Here is a 20,812-nt window from a genome sequence, read left to right as displayed (position 1 = left end):
AAATAATATGTTGGATACAAAATCACAAAACAGTAACATGTTGTTGGCATTCCTCACGCTGACGGGAGTGATTGCCATCGTTGCCCTTGTAGGTTTCTTCATGTTGCGTAAAGGGCCGGAAATTGTGCAAGGACAAGCAGAAGTAACGGAGTATCGAGTATCGAGCAAAGTGCCGGGACGTATTCTGGAATTTCGTGTAAAAGAGGGACAAAGCGTACAAGCCGGAGACACCCTTGCCATTTTGGAGGCTCCGGACGTGCAGGCCAAACTGGAACAAGCACGCGCCGCCGAATCGGCAGCCCAAGCCCAGAACGAAAAAGCTCTGAAAGGCGCCCGTCGGGAACAGATACAAGCTGCCTATGAAATGTGGCAAAAGGCACTGGCCGGACTGGAGATTGCCGAAAAATCCTACACGCGTGTGAAGAACCTGCACGACCAAGGCGTGATGTCTACACAAAAGCTTGACGAAGTTACCGCCCAACGCAATGCAGCCCGGGCTACGGAGAAAGCCGCCAAAGCCCAGTATGATATGGCCAAGAACGGTGCGGAACGCGAGGACAAAGCCGCTGCCGCTGCCTTGGTGGAACGTGCCAAAGGAGCTGTGGCCGAAGTTGAATCGTACATCAAGGAAACTTACCTGATTGCACAGACTGCCGGTGAGGTATCCGAAATATTCCCCACAGGAGGCGAGCTCGTGGGCACGGGTGCTCCCATTATGAACATCGCCATTCTGGACGATATGTGGGTAACCTTCAATGTACGCGAGGACTTGCTGCAAGGGTTGGGTATGAATACCGAATTCGAGGCGTTCATCCCTGCACTCGATAAGAATATCCGCCTGAAAGTGTACTATATGAAAGACCTCGGCACATATGCCGCCTGGAAAGCGACCAAGACTACCGGCCAGTTCGACCTGAAAACATTCGAAGTAAAAGCCGCTCCGCAAGAGAAGGTGGAAGGACTGCGTCCGGGAATGAGTGTTGTATTGAAGAAATAAAGGAGTTATGAGTTATTGGAGAGGATGATGGAAAGAAATAAGAAACATACGGCTTTGTGGAATGTAGCAAGACGCGAATGCCGCCGTCTTGTTTCCCGTCCGCTCTATCTGTTCTGTATGGTGATAGCACCGTTGTTCTGCTACATATTCTTCACCACGCTGATGGACTCCGGGCTTCCTACGGACATGCCCGTAGGTGTGGTGGACCAAGACATGAGTGCCACTTCACGCCAGCTGATACGTAACTTGGACGCTTTTGAGCAGACAGCCGTCGTCGCCCGCTACCCTACCGTCAACGAAGCCCGTACCGCCATGCAGCGCGGAGAGATTTACGGTTTCTTCTACATTCCCGAAGGTACCTCTGCCAAAGCGCAGGCCGGACGGCAGCCCAAACTCTCTTTCTATACAAACAATACCCTGCTCATCGCAGGTTCACTCCTCTTCAAGGACATGAAGATGATGAGCGAATTGGCATCCGGTGCCGCAGCACGTAGCACCCTATATGCCAAAGGAGCTACCGAGGAACAAGCGATGGCCTTCCTCCAACCCATCGTCATAGATACGCATCCACTCAATAACCCGTGGCTGAACTACTCCGTATATCTGTGCAACACCTTTGCACCGGGCGTATTGATGCTGCTTATCTTCATGGTAACCGTCTATTCCATCGGAGTCGAGATAAAAGACCGCACCGCCCGCGAATGGCTGCGCATGGGCAACAACTCCATCTGGATTTCCCTTGCCGGCAAACTGCTGCCGCATACCGCCATCTTCTTCCTGATGGGAATATTATATAATGTATACCTCTACGGTTTCCTCCATTTTCCCTGCAACAGCGGCATCCTGCCGATGCTGCTTGCCACCCTTTGCCTGGTGCTGGCATCGCAAGGCATGGGAATATTGATGATAGGAACCCTGCCTACCCTGCGTCTGGGACTCAGTTTCGCTTCCCTATGGGGCGTACTCTCTTTCTCCATGTGCGGATTGTCATTCCCTGCCATGGGCATGCACCCCGTATTGCAGGCATTGGCAAATCTGTTCCCCCTGCGCCACTATTTCCTGATTTATGTGGACCAGGCACTGAATGGATACCCCATGATTTACTCGTGGGTCAACTACGTAGCGCTGCTTATTTTCATGATGCTCCCGTTCCTTATAGCCCATAGGCTGAAAGGAGCGTTGGTTTACTATAAATACATGCCCTAATGAAAGACCTGACGTTCAGACAGAAAGTGATACAAGGCATTCATGACTTGTTCTATATATGGAAACGGGAATTCGGCACCACCTTCCGCGACCAGGGCGTGCTCATCTTCTTCGTGCTCGTTCCGTTGGTCTATCCGTTGATATACGCTTTCATCTATACCAACGAAACTATCCACGAAGTGCCCACTGTCGTGGTGGATGACTCACGCTCCTCGTTGAGCCGCGAATACCTGCGGAAAGTGGACTCCAGTCCCGAAGTGAGCCTCGTGAGCTACTGCGCTGATATGGAAGAAGCCAAACTGATGTTGAAGGACCGCAGGGCATACGGTATTATCTACATCCCCTCCACCTTCAGCGACGACATTGTACGCGGTAAGCAAACGCAGGTCAGCATCTTCTGCGACATGAGCGGACTGCTGTATTACAAAGCCTTGCTGACTGCCAACACCAACGTGTCGCTCGCCATGAACGCAGACATCAAAGTGGAGCGAAGCGCCAATACCACCGACCGCCAGGACGAGATTACCGCCTACCCGATAGAGTATGAGGATGTCGCCCTCTATAATCCAACCAACGGATTTGCCGCTTTCCTGATTCCGGCAGTATTGGTATTGATTATCCAGCAAACGCTGCTACTCGGCATCGGCTTGTCTGCCGGGACGGCACGCGAGCAGAACCGCTTCCGCGACCTGGTGCCTATCAACCGCCACTACAACGGCACACTACGCATTGTGATGGGAAAAGGGCTGAGCTACTTCATGGTATATTCACTGGTATCGGTATATATACTGTGTGTGGTTCCATGGCTTTTCAGCCTCAACCAAATAGCGATACCCGGTGTCCTGACTCTGTTCATCCTGCCCTACCTGGCCGCTTGTATTTTCTTTGCCATGACAGCATCCATTGCCATCCGCAACCGCGAAACGTGCATGCTGCTGTTCGTGTTCACCTCCGTGCCGCTGCTGTTCCTCTCCGGCATTTCATGGCCGGGAGCTGCTATGCCCGCTTTCTGGAAGTACTTCTCGTACATCTTCCCTTCTACCTTCGGCATCAACGGCTACGTACGCATCAACAGCATGGGAGCCACACTCAATGAAGTCTCTTTCGAGTACCAAGCACTATGGATACAAACGGGCTTCTACTTCATCACCACGTGCCTGGTATATCGCTGGCAGATATTGCAGAGCAGGAAACATGTGATTGAAGAGTATAAGAAGCATAAGAGTATAGAAGCGTAACACATTGTTCCAAGCCTACGAAACAAAGTGTTCACATGCGTTTGAACACTTTGTTTCAGCGTATCAGAACAATTTGTTCCAATATATAAAAACAGTTTGTTCGCCATATTGAAACAGTCTGTTCCCTTATAGGAAACAGACTGTTTTGTTAAAGGAAACAAATAGTTGCCCTACAGCATCGGCAAGGCAGCAAACAGACAAACGGTTGTAATACCTAATTACGGTCGCATGTGTTTCTCCAATATCGGGTAAAGTATCTCAGCATACCTCATAAAGCCCAAATCGGTAAAATGAATGCCGTCTACTGTAGCCTCCCCGTCGTGGCCGATGATGTCACGGGAAGCAAGGAAATAGATGTTTTTCTCTCCACGTTGCTTCAAAGAACGGAAAAAGGCATTCAATGTCTCATTCTTGTCCTTTACCTCCTTGGCAATCCTGGTGTCAAAAGGAGAGTGGGTAAAGAGAGGGTCTTCCACGAAAAGGACAGGCGTATCGGGATGCTTGCTGCGGATAGTGGTATAGAATTTATCGGCACGCTCTCTCATTTGCTCCACGGTAGCATTGGGCACAAAGTCGAGGACAAACATAGAAGCGTCCACACCGGCTATGACATCGGCAATCTCCAGGTCGAGCAAGGCATTGCCGCTAAATCCCAAATTGATGCACTCACGATTGAGCCAACGTTCCAGAACATTGGTATGCACCATGCCGGGACGGGAAGCGCAGCCTCCCTGCAAGATGCTGGTACCATAGAATACCACCGGCTTCTCACGTTTCGGCAAGTCTACTGCCGGCGGGGTAATGGCGGATAAAGAATCCACGCCGATGGAAAGCGAGGTAACCCCATCATATAAAGAAAGGTACAAAAGGTATTCGCGCTCCTCGGGCAACATATTGCTTACGATAGTCGCCTTATTGATTTTGCCCTGCGGACGTCCGCTACCGGCAAATATCCACTTGCCGTCTTGCAAGCAGTAGAGGTCGAGGCCTTTAATGCCGGTCGGTGTCATGTGGTTCATACTCATATTGTTCCTTACTTCCCATTTGGCAGAAATGCTTGTAGAGTTGGAACGGAAGCGCACGGCGAGTCCGGCACTGTTGCGGCCTAAGTCCCACAACGGCTTGCGGGAGATGTTCTGCAGAGAGTCCGGCAGACGCTCATAGCGGGTAAGGGTAGATTCTGTTGCTTTGCCCAGAAGGGGGAAGGCGGAAGCATCATGATAGATAGTCTGGGCATTGGCAACAGCGGCCAACAACAAGCCCATCAAAAGAATTCTGGTTCTCATATGACAAGATATTAAGTGTTAAGTATTACCGGCAAAGATACAAGGTTTCTTTGAAAAACGAAGAAATGGAAGTATTTTACATCAATTAACTCCCACATGCTTGTTTCTTTACGAAACATTCGTATTTTCGCAGAAAACAATTCATATGAGACACATCCATTTCCTCTTAGCAGGCTTCCTACTGTGCATCTGCTGTACCCTGCAAGCCAAAAACCGTGTGATTGACCAACCACCGTTTATCGTAAGAAACACGACTTCCATCGAAGTGAGTAAAGTAGTCATCAGTGACACGGCAACCGTGCTCCATATCTATGCCAAGTATCGTCCCAAGTACTGGATACAGATTGCACCCGACAGCTACCTGACAGACAATAACGGAGAAACCTACCAACTGCGTTCCGGTATAGGCATCATACCAGGTAAAGAATTTTGGATGCCCGAATCGGGCGAAGCGGAATTCCAGTTGGTCTTTCCTCCCCTATCCGACAATGCTACCTCCTTCGACTTCACCGAAGGCGAAAAGGTGGAAAACGGATTCAGCATCTGGGGAATACAACTGAAAAGCAAGAAACTGCCGGAACTGGCACTTCCCCAGAACGCCGTAGTACACAAAGCCGACCCTAATGCCGAACTTCCCGAACCGGTCATCCAATACGGAAAAGCCATGCTGAAAGGAAAACTCCTGGATTCACGCCCCAATATGGGAATGCCAATCAGTATTGCCGTGTGGGAGAATATCAAAGGAGACATCACGGACATACCACTCGACATCCAGCCTGACGGCAGTTTCACCAAAGAAGTAACATTGCCCGGCACTACCCCATGTACCATATATTTGGGTAGAGAGCATATGCTCCAGTTCTTCATGGAACCTGGCAAGACAACAGAAATATACGTCAATCTACGCGAAGCTTCCCGGCGCAAGTCTAAATTCCACAGCGAAGGGAAACCCTATGGAGAAATGGTATATATCAACGGACCGCTGGAAACCGTGGCACAAGAGTTGAACGGAAACCACCTCAGCATCGACATGCAAGACAAGCTCTATCAAAACATAGCTGCACTGGCTGGCAAGGATATTGATGCAGCCAAAGCATACGTACTTCAAATATCCGACGAAACACAAGAAGCAATAGACAAGTTGCCTTATAGTGCTTCTACCCGACAACTTTTGACTATCAATAACAAACTGATTACAAATGCCATGCTGTCTTCCGTTGCCAGCATCTTGACATCGGCTGCCCTACACGCCAATCTCATCAAACGGGAGGAAGCAAACAACTACTATCAGGAACTTGCCCGGAAAGTACCCGCCAACTACGTGTCCGACGAAGATATGAGTATATTGAATGTGCCGCAGGCAGTCTTGTCCAACCAGTATGTACAAATGGCTTCAAGGGATGTCGAACGGAGTGGAGAATTGGCCAAAGCCTGGGGAACCGACAAAGGTATCTTCTTCGATATAGCCCGTAATGTCACCCTCTACCGGGGTATCAAGAACTTCACCCCGCTCACCGACGAGCAAAAGGCCATCGTTGCCGCCATGCCCGCCGCATACCGTGAAATGCTGACTGCCGCCAATGACGAACTGCTGGCACAACTCGAAGCCAACAAGAAAAAGACGGGCTACACCATCAACCAAGTGGACACCAACGTCAGCAACGAAGATTTGTTCACTTCTATCATCAGCAAATTCAAAGGAAAAGTATTGTTAGTAGATTTCTGGGCCACTTGGTGCGGTCCATGCCGTATGGCAAACAAGACGATGACCCCCATGAAGGAGGAACTGAAAGACAAGGATATCCTATATCTGTACATCACCGGCGAAACCTCCCCCTTGAAGACCTGGGAGAATATGATTCCCGACATCCACGGCGAACATTTCCGTCTGACAGATGCCCAATGGAAATACCTATCGGACGTATTCAAGATAGAAGGGGTACCGACTTATCTGGTTGTAGACCGCAAAGGAAACACCACGTTCAGACAAACCGGCTTTCCGGGAGTGGAGAAGATGAAGGAAGAGTTGCTGAAAGTGACTAAATGACAAACTGATAAAAAAAACAGCAGGCTTATCACCTGCTGTTTTTTGTTTTATCAATATACCGCTATTACTTTTCAGCCCATTCCTTGGCTCCCTGCTCTTTCAGTTTAGCAGTAAATGCCTTTGCCTTCTCCATAGCAGCCGCTTCCTCTTCCGGAGTTGCATATGCATGCTTGTAGCCCTTCACCACATTCCATTCACCACGGGTGAAATCGGGGAATGCCACAGCCGCACAACCGTTGTCCATAGAAAGTTCTCCCAATTCTGCAAGGCAGCACCACTCAGCAAGGTCGTATACATCCATATCCAAAGGAAGACCGTTTTGCAGGCAATATACCAGACGGCTGTCCATCACGAAGTCCATGCCACCATGACCTCCTACTTCCTTCGCCATCTCACCGTACTTCTTTAAAATGGGATGCTGGTATTTCTCCACGAGTGCCTCCATCTCCGTCTCCGGCAGGAAACCGTGTGAATTCAAATCATCCACTTTGGGCTGAATGCCCGATGCACTCAGCTGGTCAGCGTCAAGCGCATACCCTTCTACCGGATATTTGTTGGCGAATCCCTTGGTACCCGTAAGCTGATACAAACGGTTATAAGGCTGTGGTGTCATTACATTGTGCTGAATCTCAATCACCTTTCCATTGGCTGTACGAATCATGGTCGTGGTATGGTCACCGTTACGGAATTCCTTGCACTCCTCGCCGGTTCTTTTTTCTACCAGCTCCTTGCCCACTACAGACTTGGTATCCATGGCTACCAACGTTTCCATACGGTCACCACGGTGAATATCCAGTGCTTGCGCCACCGGGCCAAGGCCATGGGTGGCATACACGTCACCACGATGCTTCATGTTGTAGTCCAAACGCCAGCCCAGCTTGTCATTTTCTCCATTCTTCCAATAATGGTCCCAAAACGGGCTCAAATTATGTATATAAGCACCCTGCGCACGGATAACTTCACCGAACACGCCATGCTGCGCCATGTTCAGCGTATTCATCTCGAACCAGTCATAGCAGCAGTTCTCCAGAATGAAGCAATGCTTACGGGTAGATTCACTCAAGTTAATCAAATCCCAGCATTCCTGCAGGTTCATGGCCGAAGGTACTTCTATCGCTACATTCTTTCCGTTCTCCAACGCACACTTGGCAACGGGGAAGTGATGCAGCCAGTCTGCAGCAATATAAACCAAATCTATATCATCACGTTTGCAGAGTTCCTCGTATCCTTTGTCACCGGAATAGACGGCGGCTTTGGGCATGGATGCCTTCTTCAAGAGCTCCTGACATTTATCTGCACGGGCCTCTTCATAATCACAAAGAGCCACTACCTGCGTACCCGGAATATAAGTGAAACGCTCCACTGCTCCGGGGCCACGCATACCCAAACCAACAAAACCCACACGGACTGCCTCCAACTTCGGAGTAGTCAGTCCCAATACACTCTTCTGTCCTGCCGGACGCTCGGGAGTTTTGACAACAATGGTACCATTCTGCCATTCCCATTGAGTTCCCTTCTCTGTGGTTTGCACAGTAGAAGTCTGGCTTGTGCATGCACCCAATACGAAGCACATTCCCAGCAACAACGATTTAACTGTTCCCATATTTCTGCTTTATTTAAGGTAAAAGAATTCATTGCAACAAAGACAGCGCAAACCGAATGCAGAATAAAATGAACCCGTTCATTTTTTATGCTGAGGTGCCGCCAGTCTTCGCTTCTTCTGCAAAGATAGACAATCTTAGCCAAAAGAAGATTATCAACAGCCATGTTCTTTTCAATCTGGCAAAAGAATATACACACAGCAGGAACATTTAGATTAATTAACTCACTGTTTGATGTTGGCTTACGAAATATTCGTAGATTTGCATTGAATTCATTTAAATACTTTATCCATGGAAAAGTTAACGATACAAGAAGAAGAAGCAATGTTGTACATTTGGGAACTGGGCAGTTGCTTCGTAAAAGACATTGTTGCCAAATATCCCAAACCGGCGCCTCCCTACACAACTGTAGCATCTATTGTGAAAAACCTGGAGCGCAAGCAGTATATCCGTGCCGCACGTGTAGGCAACACTTACCAGTATACCCCGCTTATACGCGAAAGCGAATACAAACGTACCTTTATGAGCGGTTTTGTGCGCAACTACTTTGAAAATTCTTATAAGGAAATGGTTTCGTTCTTCGCCAAAGACCAGAAGATTTCGGCCAATGACCTGAAAGACATTATAGACATGATAGAGAAAGGAAAGGAGTAAACATGTTAGCCTATTTTCTGAAAGTGAATGTAGCGATAGTACTGTTTTATGCATTCTATCGGCTGTTCTTCTACAAAGACACGTTTTTCGGCTGGCGCAGAACCGCACTGCTCTGCTTCTTTGCCGTTTCTGCCGCCGTACCTCTGCTGAACATACAAACGTGGATTACGGAGCAGGAACCGATGGTGGCCATGGCAGACCTCTATGCCAGCGTTGTGCTACCGGAACTCACAATAGGCACCGAAGCGGCTCCTACCGACTGGAAAAGCATCCTTTCAGAATATGCCAATATCGCCTATTGGGGAATAGTGGCATTGCTGATGATACGCCTCGTCATGCAACTGGCGGGCATCATCCACTTGGCATGCCGATGCCGCAAGGTACAAATAGGCAACACAAATATACATCTGCTTCCCAAAGCAGACGGGCCTTTCTCCTTTTTCCACTGGATTTTTATCCATCCGTCCTCGCATACGGAAGAGGAATTCAACGAAATATTGACCCATGAGCAGACACACGCCCGGCAATGGCACTCCATTGATGTCATCATCAGTGAACTAGTGTGCATTTTTTGCTGGTGCAATCCCTTTGCCTGGCTCATGAAACGGGAAATCCGCACCAATCTGGAATATATGGCCGATGCCCGCGTATTGGAGAACGGCTATGACTCCAAAACCTACCAGTACCATCTGCTAGGATTGTCACATCAAAAGGCTGCAGCAACTATCTATAACAGTTTCAATGTTTTACCTTTAAAAAAACGCATCAAAATGATGAACAAAAAGAGAACAAAAGGAATAGGAAGGACCAAATATCTGATGTTCCTTCCTTTAGCGGCCTTACTTATGATTGTCAGCAATATCGAAGCAGTGGCACGTACCACAAAGAAGATTGCAGCGGAAGTCATAGAGGCTGTAGACGCCAAAACCGGACAAGCGGTACCGGAAGTTCAAGCCCCTCAAGTAGCTCCCCTACCGGAACAAGATACGAAAACAGTGACTTACAAAGGAAAGGTAGTGGATAAGGATACTCTCGACAATCCGATTTTTGAGGTAGTGGAACACATGCCCGAATTCCCCGACGGAGGCATGTCTGCACTAATGGAATACTTGAGCAAGAACATCAAATATCCGGAAGCAGCCATGAAGAAAGGTACGCAAGGACGGGCTACCGTGCAATTTGTAGTGGAGAAGGATGGCAGTATTACCAATGTAAAAATACTGCGCGGCATTGACCCGGAATTGAATAAAGAAGCCGTACGCGTAATCAGTGCCATGCCCAAATGGAAACCCGGCACACAAAAAGGAGAAGCCGTGCGGGTAAAATATACAGTTCCCGTGATGTTCCGTCTGACGGAAAACAATACACAGGTTAAGTATGCTCCCATTGAAAGCAAAATAGATGAAATGGTGGTAGTGGGTTATGCTCCCGAAGAGGCAACCTACCCGGAGGAAGTAACCGTTTTCGAAGTCGTAGAAAAAATGCCGGAATATCCCGGCGGCATGTCCGCAATGATGGAATTCATCGGCAAAAATATCAAATATCCGGTAGCCGCACAAAAAGCTAAGATTCAGGGAAGAGTGGTCATACAGTTTATAGTGGATAAAGAAGGGAACATCATCTGCCCCAGAGTAATCCGTGGTGCCGACCCACTGCTAGACGCTGAAGCAATCCGTCTGACTACTATCATGCCCAAGTGGAAGCCCGGCATGCAAAGAGGACAAGCTGTAAACGTAAAATATACAGTCCCCATCATGTTCCGTCTGCAAGAACCGGAGAAAAGCCCTGCTGTCCAGAATGCCACTGTTACTCCAACTAAATAAACTAATTTTCTCTCTAAACAAGTCTAAATGAAAAAGGAGCAGTTACCCGTCGCCGGGTAACTGCTCCTTTTTCATAAGGAAAATATCCATGTTTATTTATGCACTTCCACAATCCGTGTCGGCGCCATTTCCATATTTCTGCGGTCTACCTGACGGACTACGGCAGCAGCCAGTTGCAGGAAAGCGCGCCCGGTCACCGTATTCTCATCCAAAGCAACCGGAGTCCCCTTATCACCGCTCTCGCAGATACTCTGCACGATAGGAATTTGTCCCAGCAAGGGTACGTTCATTTTCTCAGCCAGTCTCTTTGCGCCTTCTTTTCCAAAGATATAATACTTGTTTTCCGGCAATTCGGCAGGCGTGAACCAAGCCATGTTCTCCACCAAACCGAGAATGGGCACATTCACCTTATCATTGGTAAACATATTGATGCCTTTGCGGGCATCTGCCAGCGCCACAGCCTGCGGCGTGCTAACAACGATAGCTCCTGTCAGTGCCAAAGTCTGCACCACTGTCAAGTGAATGTCGCTCGTTCCGGGAGGAAGGTCGATAAGGAAATAATCCAGTTCTCCCCAATCGGCATCACCAATCAGCTGCTTCAAGGCATTGCTTGCCATACCTCCCCGCCACAAAGTGGCCTGGTCGGGGTCTACAAAGAAACCGATGGAAAGCAACTTGATGCCATACTTCTCTATCGGAACAATCAAGTCACGTCCACCAATGTTCTCTGCCACCGGACGGGCATCTTCCACTTGGAACATCTTTGGAACAGAAGGCCCGAAGATATCAGCATCCAGCAGACCTACTTTATAACCCAACTTTGCCAAAGACACGGCAAGGTTGGCAGCAACCGTGGACTTACCTACCCCACCTTTTCCGGAAGACACTCCGATAACATTCTTCACCTGGGGTAATAGCTTACCCACTTCCGGACGTGCCGCCTGACGGCTTTCAGTCGTAATCACAACCTCCACCTCGGGAGAGACATACGTATGTATAGCTGTCTCGGCAGCCTTCACCATTGACTTCATGAACGGATCAGTCGGTTTCTCGAATGTCAACGAGAAGCTGACCTTCATCCCGTCAATCCGCATGTTATCGGCCACCATCTCAGCCTCAACAAGATTCTTTCCAGTGCCGGGATAACGCACTGTTGCCAATGCATCAAGGATTAATTTTGGATATAATGTCATTGTATGTACTATTTGACGATTTACTATTTACTATTTTTATGCGAATCAGTAGTATTTTTAACCACTGATTCGCATCATTTACTGGTTTGTAGTCCACTACGCTTACTACGGTTATAACTGCGGTACTCATCCAGCTCTATCTCCACATCCGGCTCCTGCAACTCGCCCTCTTGCGGAAGATGGAACTTGATGTACTTGATATTCAAACCACGATCCAGCCATTGTTGTTCATAATAGGTCTTGATGCTGAGTATCTCATCAGCCATGCCGGAGTGGTACAAGTCTTCCGTCATCACATCCACCGGCAGCCGGTTTCTTTCAATCATGTACCGGGTATAGGTAAACATGAAGTTGCTGTCCGTCTTCAGATGGACTATGCCGTCATTCTTCAGGAACTTGCGGTAGCGCTCCATGAAATAAGTGGAAGTAAGCCTTTTGGTCGCCTTCTTCATCTGCGGGTCCGAGAAAGTGAGCCAGATTTCGCTCACCTCATCCATAGCAAAAAAGCGGTCGATGATTTCGATATTCGTACGCAAGAAAGCAACGTTCTTCATGCCCGACTCCAGCGACTCGGTGGCTCCCGTCCACATGCGGGCACCCTTTATATCCACTCCGATGAAGTTCTTTTCGGGAAACATGCGTCCCAATCCGACAGTATATTCTCCCCTACCACAGCCCAGTTCCAGGACAATGGGATGGTCGTTCTTGAAAAACCGCCCGTGCCAGTTCCCTTTCATGTCAAACGGCACATTATCCACCGCGGAATACGGATACTCGAAAACATGCGGATAACTCGCCATATCGGCAAACTTCTCTAACTTGTTCTTTCCCATTTAAGAAGCATTGAAACATAAAACATATTATTTTAGGCACGGATTACACGGATTTTCACGGTCTCTCTTCAATCTATCCGTGCTTTCCGCGCAATCCGTGCCTAAAAGTATAAAAAACAAAGTCCCGGCAAGTCTTATACGATAGACATTGCCATCACCGTATTATTCAACAATCGTCACCCACCCGTGAGTATCCGGCTCGTCACCATACTGGATGGCACGCAGCTTGTTGTAGAGCTTCGTACATACCGGTCCGGGTTTTCCATCCTTGGAAATAACGTATGACTTGCCGTTCTCTACGTCGTCTATACGTTCGATGGGGCTGATAACGGCAGCCGTACCGCAGGCACCCGCTTCCTCGAAAGTCAGCAACTCTTCTTCGGGAACCGGACGGCGCTCCACCTTCATGCCCATATCCTCTGCCAGCTGCATCAGGCTCTTGTTGGTGATGGAGGGCAGGATGGAAGTAGACTTCGGAGTGATATACGTATTGTCCTTGATGCCGAAGAAGTTGGCAGCACCACATTCGTCCATGTATTTCTTTTCCTTGGCATCCAGATAGAACTCACAGGCATAACCCAAATCGTGCGCTTTCTTGTTGGCACGCAAGCTGGCTGCATAGTTACCACCTACTTTATAAATACCGGTACCCAATGGGGCAGCACGGTCGAATTCGCGGATAATGACATACGGATTGGTTGAGAATCCACCCTTAAAGTAAGGACCTACCGGGGTCACGAACACCACAAACAGATATTCGCTGGCAGGATGTACGCCTACTTGTGCACCGGTACCCACCAGCAACGGACGGATATACAGAGAAGCACCCGATTCATAAGGCGGAATGAAACGCTCGTTCAGCTTCACCACCTTCAGAATAGCTTCTTTGAAACGCTCCGTAGAAAGTTCCGGCATCAAGATGCCACGGCAAGTGGATTGCAGGCGGGCTGCATTCTCCTCCAAACGGAAGATACGCACTTTACCGTCTTTGCCACGAAAAGCCTTCAAACCCTCAAACGCTTCCTGACCGTAGTGCAAACAAGTGGCAGCCATGTGCATAGGAATGGTTTCCTCACTGCAAACTTCCAGTTCGCCCCATTGTTCGTTACGATAGTAAATTCTCACATTGTAATCTGTCTTCATATATCCGAACGGCAGATTAGCCCAATCAAGTTCTTTCATATCTCAAAGTATTAGTTACTTCTATTACGTACATTTTGCAACAAAAATAGCTTTTATTCTTCAGATTCCCACTTCTCCGACAGTAATTTTTCAATTTCCTTGTCAGCTTTGGTCAATTTATCGCTGCAAAATGCTATAATTCCGTTTGCTTCCTTTATTTTTTCAGCAAGCACATCTATCTCCAGTTCGTTGTTATCTATCTGGCTGACAATTTTCTCCAAACGTGCCATGGCTTCGGAGTAGGTCTCTTTTTTCTTGGTTACCGGCATAATTGAAATTAATTAATCGTTGTACTTCTCAAGCCATTTGTCAGAATTCCCGTCTTTGGGCGATGCGTTCTCCCACTTCATATCCTTGGACGTCAGTTTCAAAATATGATATTGTTCAGTATAATGTCCCTCTTTATCATACAACGTAATCAATTTTTCATCAAGACTTATGATATAAGTTCCACGAAAAGGGACTCCGTTAGATAACGGGCTTCCGGTATAAACTTCATAGGTCTTGTCTGCATTAAACGTATAGCAGGTCACAAAATCGTCCTGCAGGACTGGTTCTTTCACACTCCACTTACCTACCAGTTGAGGAATTTCGACCTTATCATCCTCATCCGTACATGAAATAAAACTAAATGCCATACTTATCAGTATCAGCATAAAAAACAAATTTTGTGTTTTCATCTTTGTTCATTTTAAATGATTTAAGCAATATTCATAAAATACAGAGATTTGCAAAACACTGCATGAATGAGAGTTAAATATGTACTATTGAAACCACTTCACCATTCTGCAGACGGGTTGTTATCATATCATTCTCCTGCAGTTCATCTGCATTCTTCACTACTTTCCCATCTTTCAACGTAATGCTGTAACCGCGAGCCAACAACTTTTCCGGTGAAGCATCTGCCAATCGTTGTTGCAACAATTCCAGGCGATGGCGATGGCGGAACAAAGAGGAAGTCACAGCCTGCACCACATCTTTCCGCACAGTCAGCAAAGCCATTTTTGCATCGGATATACGATGGTATGCGGCAGAAGGAATCCGGTTCTTGTAACCAGAGAGTCTGCGCTGTTCCTGCTGCAACAGATTCCTGACACCCTCATGCAAGCGAGAAGCAAGCATTTCCAGTTCATCAGCAGCGCTGTCCATGGACTCTATTAAGAATTCGGCAGCCGCCGTAGGGGTCTTTACACGGGTATGTGCCACAGAATCCAGCACCGTGTCATCCCGCTCGTGACCGATGCCCGTTATGATAGGCAACGGAAACTGTGCACAAGCAGCAGCAAGCAGGTAAGTATCGAAACCGGATAAGTCGGACGTGGCGCCTCCACCACGAATAATGACAACCACATCAAACTCGGATAAGCGTGCATTTACCCGGTCGAGAGCAGAGAGGACAGACTCCTCCACACGGTCACCCTGCATCAGGGCAGGAAACAGTTCCGTATAAAAGTAGAAACCCCGGGAGTTGTTTTCCAGCTGATGACAGAAGTCACCATAGCCCGCCGCCGTCGGTGAGGATATGACGGCAATACGTTGCGGCAGACGGGGCATCCCGAGTTCCTTATTGAGGGTGAGCACCCCCTCTTCCTCGAGCTGTTTCAGTATCTCCCTGCGGCGGCGTGCCATATCGCCCAAGGTATAGGTGGGGTCTATGTCCTGCACCGTAAGGCTATAGCCGTAAAGTTCGTGGAAGCTGACGGTGACCTGCACCAGCACTTTGATGCCCGCAACAAACGCCTGCCCCGTGGCTTCCTCAAAATAGGGCTTCAGCAGGCGGAACACATTTGCCCAGATTGTTCCTCTCGCCTTAGCTATCAGGCTGTTGCTGCGAGGGTCTTTCTGCACAAATTCCAGATAGCAATGCCCCGTGCTATTGGTACGCACATCACTCAACTCCGCCTGCACCCAACACTCGTCAGGAAGGCATTGTTCCAGACTGCGGCGCACAAGGGCGTTGAGCTCATACAAAGACAACGATTCCATATGGCTATCTTTTGAGCAGATAATCCTGATATGCTTTCCACATATCGGGCACACCATAACCGTATATATTATCGGGATAATCTTTACGGTCACCGGAGCGGCGTACCAGTTCTATCACCTCTTTAGCCGTAAGTTCAGGGCAAGCCTGCCACAAGCAAGTCACCATACCACACATGATAGGAGAAGAAAACGACGTACCGTTTGCCTTACCCTGGTTACCATCCGTACGTATGACATCAGCCCCCAAGCCGACAGCCACCACATCCGGTTTTATCCGGTGGTCCGCCGTATTCCCGATAGATGAGAAAGGAGCCAGTACGGCTTCCTTGTCAATAGCGCCCACGGTCAGCACGTTCTCCGCATCTCCCGGAGGTGTGATTTTCTTCCACGAACCCATACCGGAATTGCCGGCACTGCACACCAGCACCATTCCTTTGTCCGCAACGTGTGAAGCCTGACGGGACATCAGTGCATGGCGTCCGTCCAAATCACGGAACCTATAATCTTTCGACTTGTCGTCAAAAGTGTAATATCCCAATGAAGTATTGAGTACATCCACCCCTACACTATCGGCAAACTCCACCGCTGCAGACCAATAGTCCTGCTCGACCAAATGCTCGGAATACTCGTCTTCGCTACGCAGCAACCAGAAAGAAGCCTCAGGCGCCGTACCGGTCATAATGCCGGGCTGGTTCATGCCGATGCAGGACAGTACCATCATGCCATGACTGCTCTCTGCAAAGATGTCTGCCTGCTGATTTACAAAATCTTTGGTTCCCAACACCCGGATGTTCTGCATGGCGGTTATCTTATCGGCATTATGAAAACCGGCATCGATAACTGCAATCGTCATGCCCTGCCCCTTGAACCCTCCCTGGTGCAATTTATCACCATTACTCATCTGTATCTGGCTAACGGCAAGTCCATAGATACTGTCAGGATGTACACTCGGCTGGTTAATCAAAGAATCGCGTCCGGTAGACATCATCGGACTGTCACCTTTGGGAGCTATCCAGACTTTTTCCGTAGCGCAGACAAAAGGTAGTGCGGCAATACGGTCTATCAAGGTAGAGTCATTGCAAGATACCGTGACAAAGTTCTCCCATTTACCGGTAACTACAACATTTACGCCCTGATGGCGAATTTCGTCCACGTACTTGCGGCACACCGGCAAGTCGGTAGAATCTATCGGCAGGTTCTGCTTATGCCGACGGGCAATCGCCTTTTCAGAAAGAAACGCTTCCGGGTGTTCCAAGGAATACGTGGTGGCAGCCTTATCCTTCAGGCTGATGCGATACTTCAATGTATCTTGTTGTGCCGATGCTCCTGCCGCAAGCAGGACAAAGGTGGAAAGGAGTAGAAGTCTTTTCACAATTATAAATTATAAATTATAAATTAAAAATTAAAGGAACATCCCGATGCCTCTTTGGGAAGCGATAAAGGAACCGCCCACTACCCTTCGGCCTATATAGAATACGGCAGACTGTCCCGGAGCTATGGCAGAGGCTTCCGTCTGGAAGTGTACCAGCAGACGACCGTCCTCCAGGCGCTTCACGTCGCAAGGAATCGGTTTACTGCGGTAACGGATACGTACGGTTAGCTCCTTGCTTTCAAAAAACTCTCCCTCATCCACCAAATTCTCATGTTCGGCAAGCATATATCCCGTCTTCAGCTGTTCGGCGTCTCCCAGCATCACCGTATTCTTCTGAGGATTGATTTTCAAGACGTAGGCAGGTTTGCCCAAGGCTATTTCGAGTCCCTTGCGCTGCCCGATGGTGTAATAGGGAAAGCCTTTGTGTTCACCCAGCTTAACGCCTTCCGAATTGACAAACCATCCCGGTCCCACCTCGCGGTCTATCTCCGGAGAGTGTTCGCGCAGGAAATCACGGTAATCACCTTTAATGAAGCAGACCTCCATGCTCTCGCCTTCTTCCGCCTTGACGGTATAACCTTTGTCGCGGAGGTATTCGCGGACTTGCTGCTTGGTATAGGTGCCTAAGGGGAAGATACAACGCTTCAGCAACTCCTGCCCCAGTCTCCACAAAAAGTAGGACTGGTCTTTCTTGTCATCATCCCCGGCTATGATATAAACCTTACCGTTCCGTTCCTCCAGACGGGTGTAATGTCCGGTAGCAATATAGGCACACCCCAGCCTGTCTGCCCACTCCTCAAGAATACGGAACTTGAACAGCGGATTACACATCACACAAGGGTTCGGAGTCCGACCCTGACAATATTCATCTATAAAATTCTGTACGATTATCTGTCGGAAGGCTTCGCGCTCATCTGCCACATGATGTTCAATCCCCATGCTGTCTGCCAGTTGGCGAGCTTCTACCGGTTCGTCTCCCCACACCCACATGGTGAGACCGACTATCTCATAGCCCTGCTCCTTCAACATCAGGCAAGTGGCAGTACTGTCTATACCACCGCTCATACCGACCAATACTCGCTTTTCAGGTGTACTCATATCAGAAACCAATGAATTAGTCTGCAAAAATACATGATTTCGAGCAGAAGATAGAGAAAAGGCATGCCTTTTTAGCATGCCTTCACATAAAGAACTTGTCAATCGGAAGAGGGCACTCCCGTCACAATCCCCCGTCCATGTGTCCCTATATAGACCCTGCCATACTCCTGCATATCCCCACAGATATGCAGAACCAACCCGTATTGATGAGCATCATCGTTAATACGCATCCAGGAAACGGCAGCATCGTCTGAGCGGAAAAAGCCGTACTGACCGTTGACAACGCCAATCAGATAAAGGGCCGGATAGTTACTGCCCGGCTTTGCCTTGCCAAAACCGAAGGCATAGATAGTACGGACTTTGTCCAGCGCACGAAAATCAAATCCCGTACGGGTAGTGGAATGGTACAGGCCATCGTAAGCGGCAATCCACAAATCTCCCTCACGACCGGGAGTCGAATAAATACGGTCTTGCCCTCCGCGCGGGTCACCCCTGCGATTCGTCAGAGAGGCATTGCCCCGCCGGAGTGTTTTTACAGCCAGTTGCAGAGTATCGGTATGGAAGGTCGCCCCGCCATCTTCGCTGCTGTATAGAAGTCCGGCAACAGCATCCACGGCATAAAAACGTTTGGGATTCACTTTGTCGGCTATGACACGGATATTCTCCGGCAGGCCTTGACAAGACATCCACGAATTCCCTTTGTCGCGGGTCAGAAAAGCGGTGGAACGGTCGGGTGTCCAAATCCAGGAAGAGCCGTCGGCCGAAACGGCAATATGCCCGTTGCGCGCCTTCTCTACGGGAACAGTAGCACACATGTTCCAACTCCTGCCTCCGTCTTCTGAATAGGAGATGGTGCGTGCACCCGGCTGGTGGCCGAACAAAGTTCCCACTCTGACTATCAAATCCTGCTTCAACCAGGCACCCGTCACTCCATTCGTATTACCGAAATGAGGATTGGCATGACTACCCAACGGATCGGGCCGATTGAGGTCGAAATGCGTAAAGCCACCATAGTCACCGATACCGGAAATCAGGCGCGCGCCTTTTTCGGGAGCATAAAGTTCGAGAGGCACGGTCTCTTCAATACCGGCAGACATGATGCTCCATTTCACCGGTTCCCCGCGTTCCACGGCCGATAGATTGAAAGTTTCCCAACCACCGAAACCAGTGGTAAACATGGCATGTTCAGCATCGGCTGGGTCTATCTCAATGTCGAACATCCAGTGCAGGGGCGCCACCTCTGTATAGGGAGCTTTAGAATAATCATACTCATATCCCGTCTTGAAAATCGGTTTCCAGCTTTTGCCACCGTCGGTCGTACGGAACATCTCATCACTCTTATAACCGTGTTTGCCTCCCAAGCTGTGTGTACTGGCAATCAGATGTTTCGGATTACGGGCATCCACTGATACGGCTGCATAGCCAAATCCCGCTTTTCCGCCATCGGACAGTCGGACGGGCGAAATGTCCGTCCATTTGTCTTTACGTATATCGTACTTCCAAACTCCACCGTCCTCCATCTGACTCGGACCGGGAGTATCTCCGTACGTCAATACTAATTGGCCGTCACCGGTCAAAACCATATGTGTGGGACGATACTGCACCGGCTGCCCCTCAACCGGCTGCCAGCTTTCACCATAGTCGTGGCTCACGAACAGATTTTCCCTTCCCATCAATGAAGCCGCCACATAAATGTCACGGGTACCACGCCCATCTTGAGTACCTTGTACATCGTAGACTATGCAGACAATGCCACTACCGCGATTCCCCCATGCAGCACGGTCGGCAGGATTGAACTTCTCGGAGACATCCGGGAAAGACACCACCCGTGCCCAGCTCTGCCCCTTATCCATACTGCGCCACAAACCATGCAAACGGGTTCCCATATAAATGATATTCCCATTCTGCGGGTCCACCATCATCCGTTCCCCATTACCACGCCCGTTCTCGTTGCCGCCCATCGTAAAGGGCACATCGACACGGGCAAAGGTTCTGCCGCCATCATAAGAACAAAGTATGGCCCCATTGGAGCTACTGGTATACGTACCGCAGGCAATATACACGTTCTGCGGATTCTGCGGGTCGATGGCAATGCTCTCCACCCCCTGCAGATTACTTTCATCCAGACTTATCCAGTCCAGCAAGGGCGTCCACTGGTTGGAAGCAGCGTCCCACCGGTAGGCTCCTCCCATATCGGTGCGGCAATAACGGACACCAGGAGCTTCTGGGTGAAAAACGATACCGTCCACAAAGCCTCCTCCCACTATCGGTACGCTCTTCCATTCGTAAGAAACGG

General features: G+C 49.0%; 17 protein-coding genes. 6 read left to right on the top strand and 11 right to left on the bottom strand.

The window, feature by feature from the left end:
* The first annotated feature begins 7 nt into the window (after nucleotides 1–7).
* Genes ABUA47_RS07185 through ABUA47_RS07175 form a run of 3 tightly spaced genes read left to right on the top strand, consistent with a single transcriptional unit; the run spans nucleotide 8 to nucleotide 3,441 of the window.
* Nucleotides 8–997 carry an HlyD family secretion protein gene (locus tag ABUA47_RS07185; protein ID WP_349831492.1) on the top strand — a complete coding sequence of 330 codons (990 nt, stop codon included), beginning with the start codon at nucleotides 8–10 and terminating at the stop codon, nucleotides 995–997.
* Nucleotides 998–1,021: 24 nt separating this feature from the next.
* Nucleotides 1,022–2,203, top strand: coding sequence for an ABC transporter permease (locus ABUA47_RS07180; RefSeq protein ID WP_080650777.1), 1,182 nt, complete (start codon nucleotides 1,022–1,024; stop codon nucleotides 2,201–2,203).
* The gene (locus tag ABUA47_RS07175) at nucleotides 2,203–3,441 is read left to right on the top strand and encodes an ABC transporter permease (protein ID WP_035450106.1); all 1,239 of its coding nucleotides are present in this window, start codon (nucleotides 2,203–2,205) and stop codon (nucleotides 3,439–3,441) included. Before ABUA47_RS07180 ends, ABUA47_RS07175 begins: the two co-directional genes overlap by 1 nt.
* 218 nt (nucleotides 3,442–3,659) lie before the next feature.
* On the opposite strand, the gene ABUA47_RS07170 is transcribed toward ABUA47_RS07175, so the two are convergent.
* Complete coding sequence (locus ABUA47_RS07170; protein ID WP_035450108.1) at nucleotides 3,660–4,727, bottom strand: SGNH/GDSL hydrolase family protein; 1,068 nt, start codon at nucleotides 4,725–4,727, stop codon at nucleotides 3,660–3,662.
* 145 nt (nucleotides 4,728–4,872) lie between these two features.
* On the opposite strand from ABUA47_RS07170, the gene ABUA47_RS07165 reads away from it, so the two are divergent.
* Nucleotides 4,873–6,774, top strand: a complete 1,902-nt coding sequence (locus ABUA47_RS07165; protein ID WP_035450111.1) for a TlpA family protein disulfide reductase — start codon at nucleotides 4,873–4,875, stop codon at nucleotides 6,772–6,774.
* Between the two features lie 64 nt (nucleotides 6,775–6,838).
* Here the strand turns inward: ABUA47_RS07165 and ABUA47_RS07160 are convergent, their stop codons facing one another.
* Entirely contained in the window at nucleotides 6,839–8,377 is a 1,539-nt protein-coding gene (locus tag ABUA47_RS07160) for a Gfo/Idh/MocA family protein (protein WP_035450112.1), read from the bottom strand.
* A gap of 289 nt (nucleotides 8,378–8,666) precedes the next feature.
* On the opposite strand from ABUA47_RS07160, the gene ABUA47_RS07155 reads away from it, so the two are divergent.
* Both ABUA47_RS07155 and ABUA47_RS07150 read left to right on the top strand, forming a co-directional pair.
* The gene (locus ABUA47_RS07155; protein ID WP_005829755.1) at nucleotides 8,667–9,029 is read left to right on the top strand and encodes a BlaI/MecI/CopY family transcriptional regulator; all 363 of its coding nucleotides are present in this window, start codon (nucleotides 8,667–8,669) and stop codon (nucleotides 9,027–9,029) included.
* 2 nt (nucleotides 9,030–9,031) lie between these two features.
* Nucleotides 9,032–10,852, top strand: a complete 1,821-nt coding sequence (locus ABUA47_RS07150) for a M56 family metallopeptidase (protein WP_035450115.1) — start codon at nucleotides 9,032–9,034, stop codon at nucleotides 10,850–10,852.
* A gap of 92 nt (nucleotides 10,853–10,944) precedes the next feature.
* On the opposite strand, the gene ABUA47_RS07145 is transcribed toward ABUA47_RS07150, so the two are convergent.
* The 9 genes from ABUA47_RS07145 to ABUA47_RS07105 all read right to left on the bottom strand — a co-directional run.
* Nucleotides 10,945–12,045, bottom strand: coding sequence for an Mrp/NBP35 family ATP-binding protein (locus ABUA47_RS07145; protein WP_005829749.1), 1,101 nt, complete (start codon nucleotides 12,043–12,045; stop codon nucleotides 10,945–10,947).
* Between the two features lie 74 nt (nucleotides 12,046–12,119).
* Nucleotides 12,120–12,878 (bottom strand): tRNA (guanosine(46)-N7)-methyltransferase TrmB, encoded by a 759-nt coding sequence (gene trmB, locus ABUA47_RS07140; protein ID WP_005829747.1) that lies wholly within the window; start codon nucleotides 12,876–12,878, stop codon nucleotides 12,120–12,122.
* A 162-nt stretch (nucleotides 12,879–13,040) separates the two neighbouring features.
* Nucleotides 13,041–14,060 (bottom strand): branched-chain amino acid aminotransferase, encoded by a 1,020-nt coding sequence (locus ABUA47_RS07135; RefSeq protein WP_005833410.1) that lies wholly within the window; start codon nucleotides 14,058–14,060, stop codon nucleotides 13,041–13,043.
* A 53-nt stretch (nucleotides 14,061–14,113) separates the two neighbouring features.
* Entirely contained in the window at nucleotides 14,114–14,329 is a 216-nt protein-coding gene (gene xseB, locus ABUA47_RS07130) for an exodeoxyribonuclease VII small subunit (protein WP_005829741.1), read from the bottom strand.
* 12 nt (nucleotides 14,330–14,341) lie between these two features.
* Nucleotides 14,342–14,740 carry a lipocalin family protein gene (locus tag ABUA47_RS07125; protein WP_349824377.1) on the bottom strand — a complete coding sequence of 133 codons (399 nt, stop codon included), beginning with the start codon at nucleotides 14,738–14,740 and terminating at the stop codon, nucleotides 14,342–14,344.
* A 73-nt stretch (nucleotides 14,741–14,813) separates the two neighbouring features.
* Nucleotides 14,814–16,046, bottom strand: coding sequence for an exodeoxyribonuclease VII large subunit (xseA, locus tag ABUA47_RS07120; protein ID WP_035450118.1), 1,233 nt, complete (start codon nucleotides 16,044–16,046; stop codon nucleotides 14,814–14,816).
* A 4-nt stretch (nucleotides 16,047–16,050) separates the two neighbouring features.
* Entirely contained in the window at nucleotides 16,051–17,421 is a 1,371-nt protein-coding gene (locus ABUA47_RS07115; protein ID WP_373592050.1) for a S8 family peptidase, read from the bottom strand.
* A 27-nt stretch (nucleotides 17,422–17,448) separates the two neighbouring features.
* Complete coding sequence (mnmA, locus tag ABUA47_RS07110) at nucleotides 17,449–18,516, bottom strand: tRNA 2-thiouridine(34) synthase MnmA (protein WP_035450121.1); 1,068 nt, start codon at nucleotides 18,514–18,516, stop codon at nucleotides 17,449–17,451.
* A 98-nt stretch (nucleotides 18,517–18,614) separates the two neighbouring features.
* The coding region (locus ABUA47_RS07105; RefSeq protein ID WP_349831490.1) for an exo-alpha-sialidase at nucleotides 18,615–20,812 on the bottom strand (2,198 nt) is incomplete at its 5' end.

Source organism: Bacteroides sp. RTP31139st1_H2_RTP31139_211217 (assembly GCF_040227615.1).
GTDB classification, from domain to species: domain Bacteria; phylum Bacteroidota; class Bacteroidia; order Bacteroidales; family Bacteroidaceae; genus Bacteroides; species Bacteroides uniformis.
This window is presented reverse-complemented; position numbering and strand designations above follow the sequence as displayed.

Bases quoted from the DNA above. Each gene is read 5' to 3' on its own strand.
- mnmA (WP_035450121.1), bottom strand. From the start codon at position 18,516: ATGAGTACACCTGAAAAGCGAGTATTGGTCGGTATGAGCGGTGGTATA.
- trmB (WP_005829747.1), bottom strand. From the start codon at position 12,878: ATGGGAAAGAACAAGTTAGAGAAGTTTGCCGATATGGCGAGTTATCCG.
- ABUA47_RS07165 (WP_035450111.1), top strand. From the start codon at position 4,873: ATGAGACACATCCATTTCCTCTTAGCAGGCTTCCTACTGTGCATCTGC.
- ABUA47_RS07150 (WP_035450115.1), top strand. From the start codon at position 9,032: ATGTTAGCCTATTTTCTGAAAGTGAATGTAGCGATAGTACTGTTTTAT.
- ABUA47_RS07180 (WP_080650777.1), top strand. From the start codon at position 1,022: ATGATGGAAAGAAATAAGAAACATACGGCTTTGTGGAATGTAGCAAGA.
- ABUA47_RS07125 (WP_349824377.1), bottom strand. From the start codon at position 14,740: ATGAAAACACAAAATTTGTTTTTTATGCTGATACTGATAAGTATGGCA.
- xseB (WP_005829741.1), bottom strand. From the start codon at position 14,329: ATGCCGGTAACCAAGAAAAAAGAGACCTACTCCGAAGCCATGGCACGT.
- ABUA47_RS07185 (WP_349831492.1), top strand. From the start codon at position 8: ATGTTGGATACAAAATCACAAAACAGTAACATGTTGTTGGCATTCCTC.
- ABUA47_RS07145 (WP_005829749.1), bottom strand. From the start codon at position 12,045: ATGACATTATATCCAAAATTAATCCTTGATGCATTGGCAACAGTGCGT.
- ABUA47_RS07155 (WP_005829755.1), top strand. From the start codon at position 8,667: ATGGAAAAGTTAACGATACAAGAAGAAGAAGCAATGTTGTACATTTGG.
- ABUA47_RS07135 (WP_005833410.1), bottom strand. From the start codon at position 14,060: ATGAAAGAACTTGATTGGGCTAATCTGCCGTTCGGATATATGAAGACA.
- ABUA47_RS07175 (WP_035450106.1), top strand. From the start codon at position 2,203: ATGAAAGACCTGACGTTCAGACAGAAAGTGATACAAGGCATTCATGAC.
- ABUA47_RS07160 (WP_035450112.1), bottom strand. From the start codon at position 8,377: ATGGGAACAGTTAAATCGTTGTTGCTGGGAATGTGCTTCGTATTGGGT.
- ABUA47_RS07170 (WP_035450108.1), bottom strand. From the start codon at position 4,727: ATGAGAACCAGAATTCTTTTGATGGGCTTGTTGTTGGCCGCTGTTGCC.
- xseA (WP_035450118.1), bottom strand. From the start codon at position 16,046: ATGGAATCGTTGTCTTTGTATGAGCTCAACGCCCTTGTGCGCCGCAGT.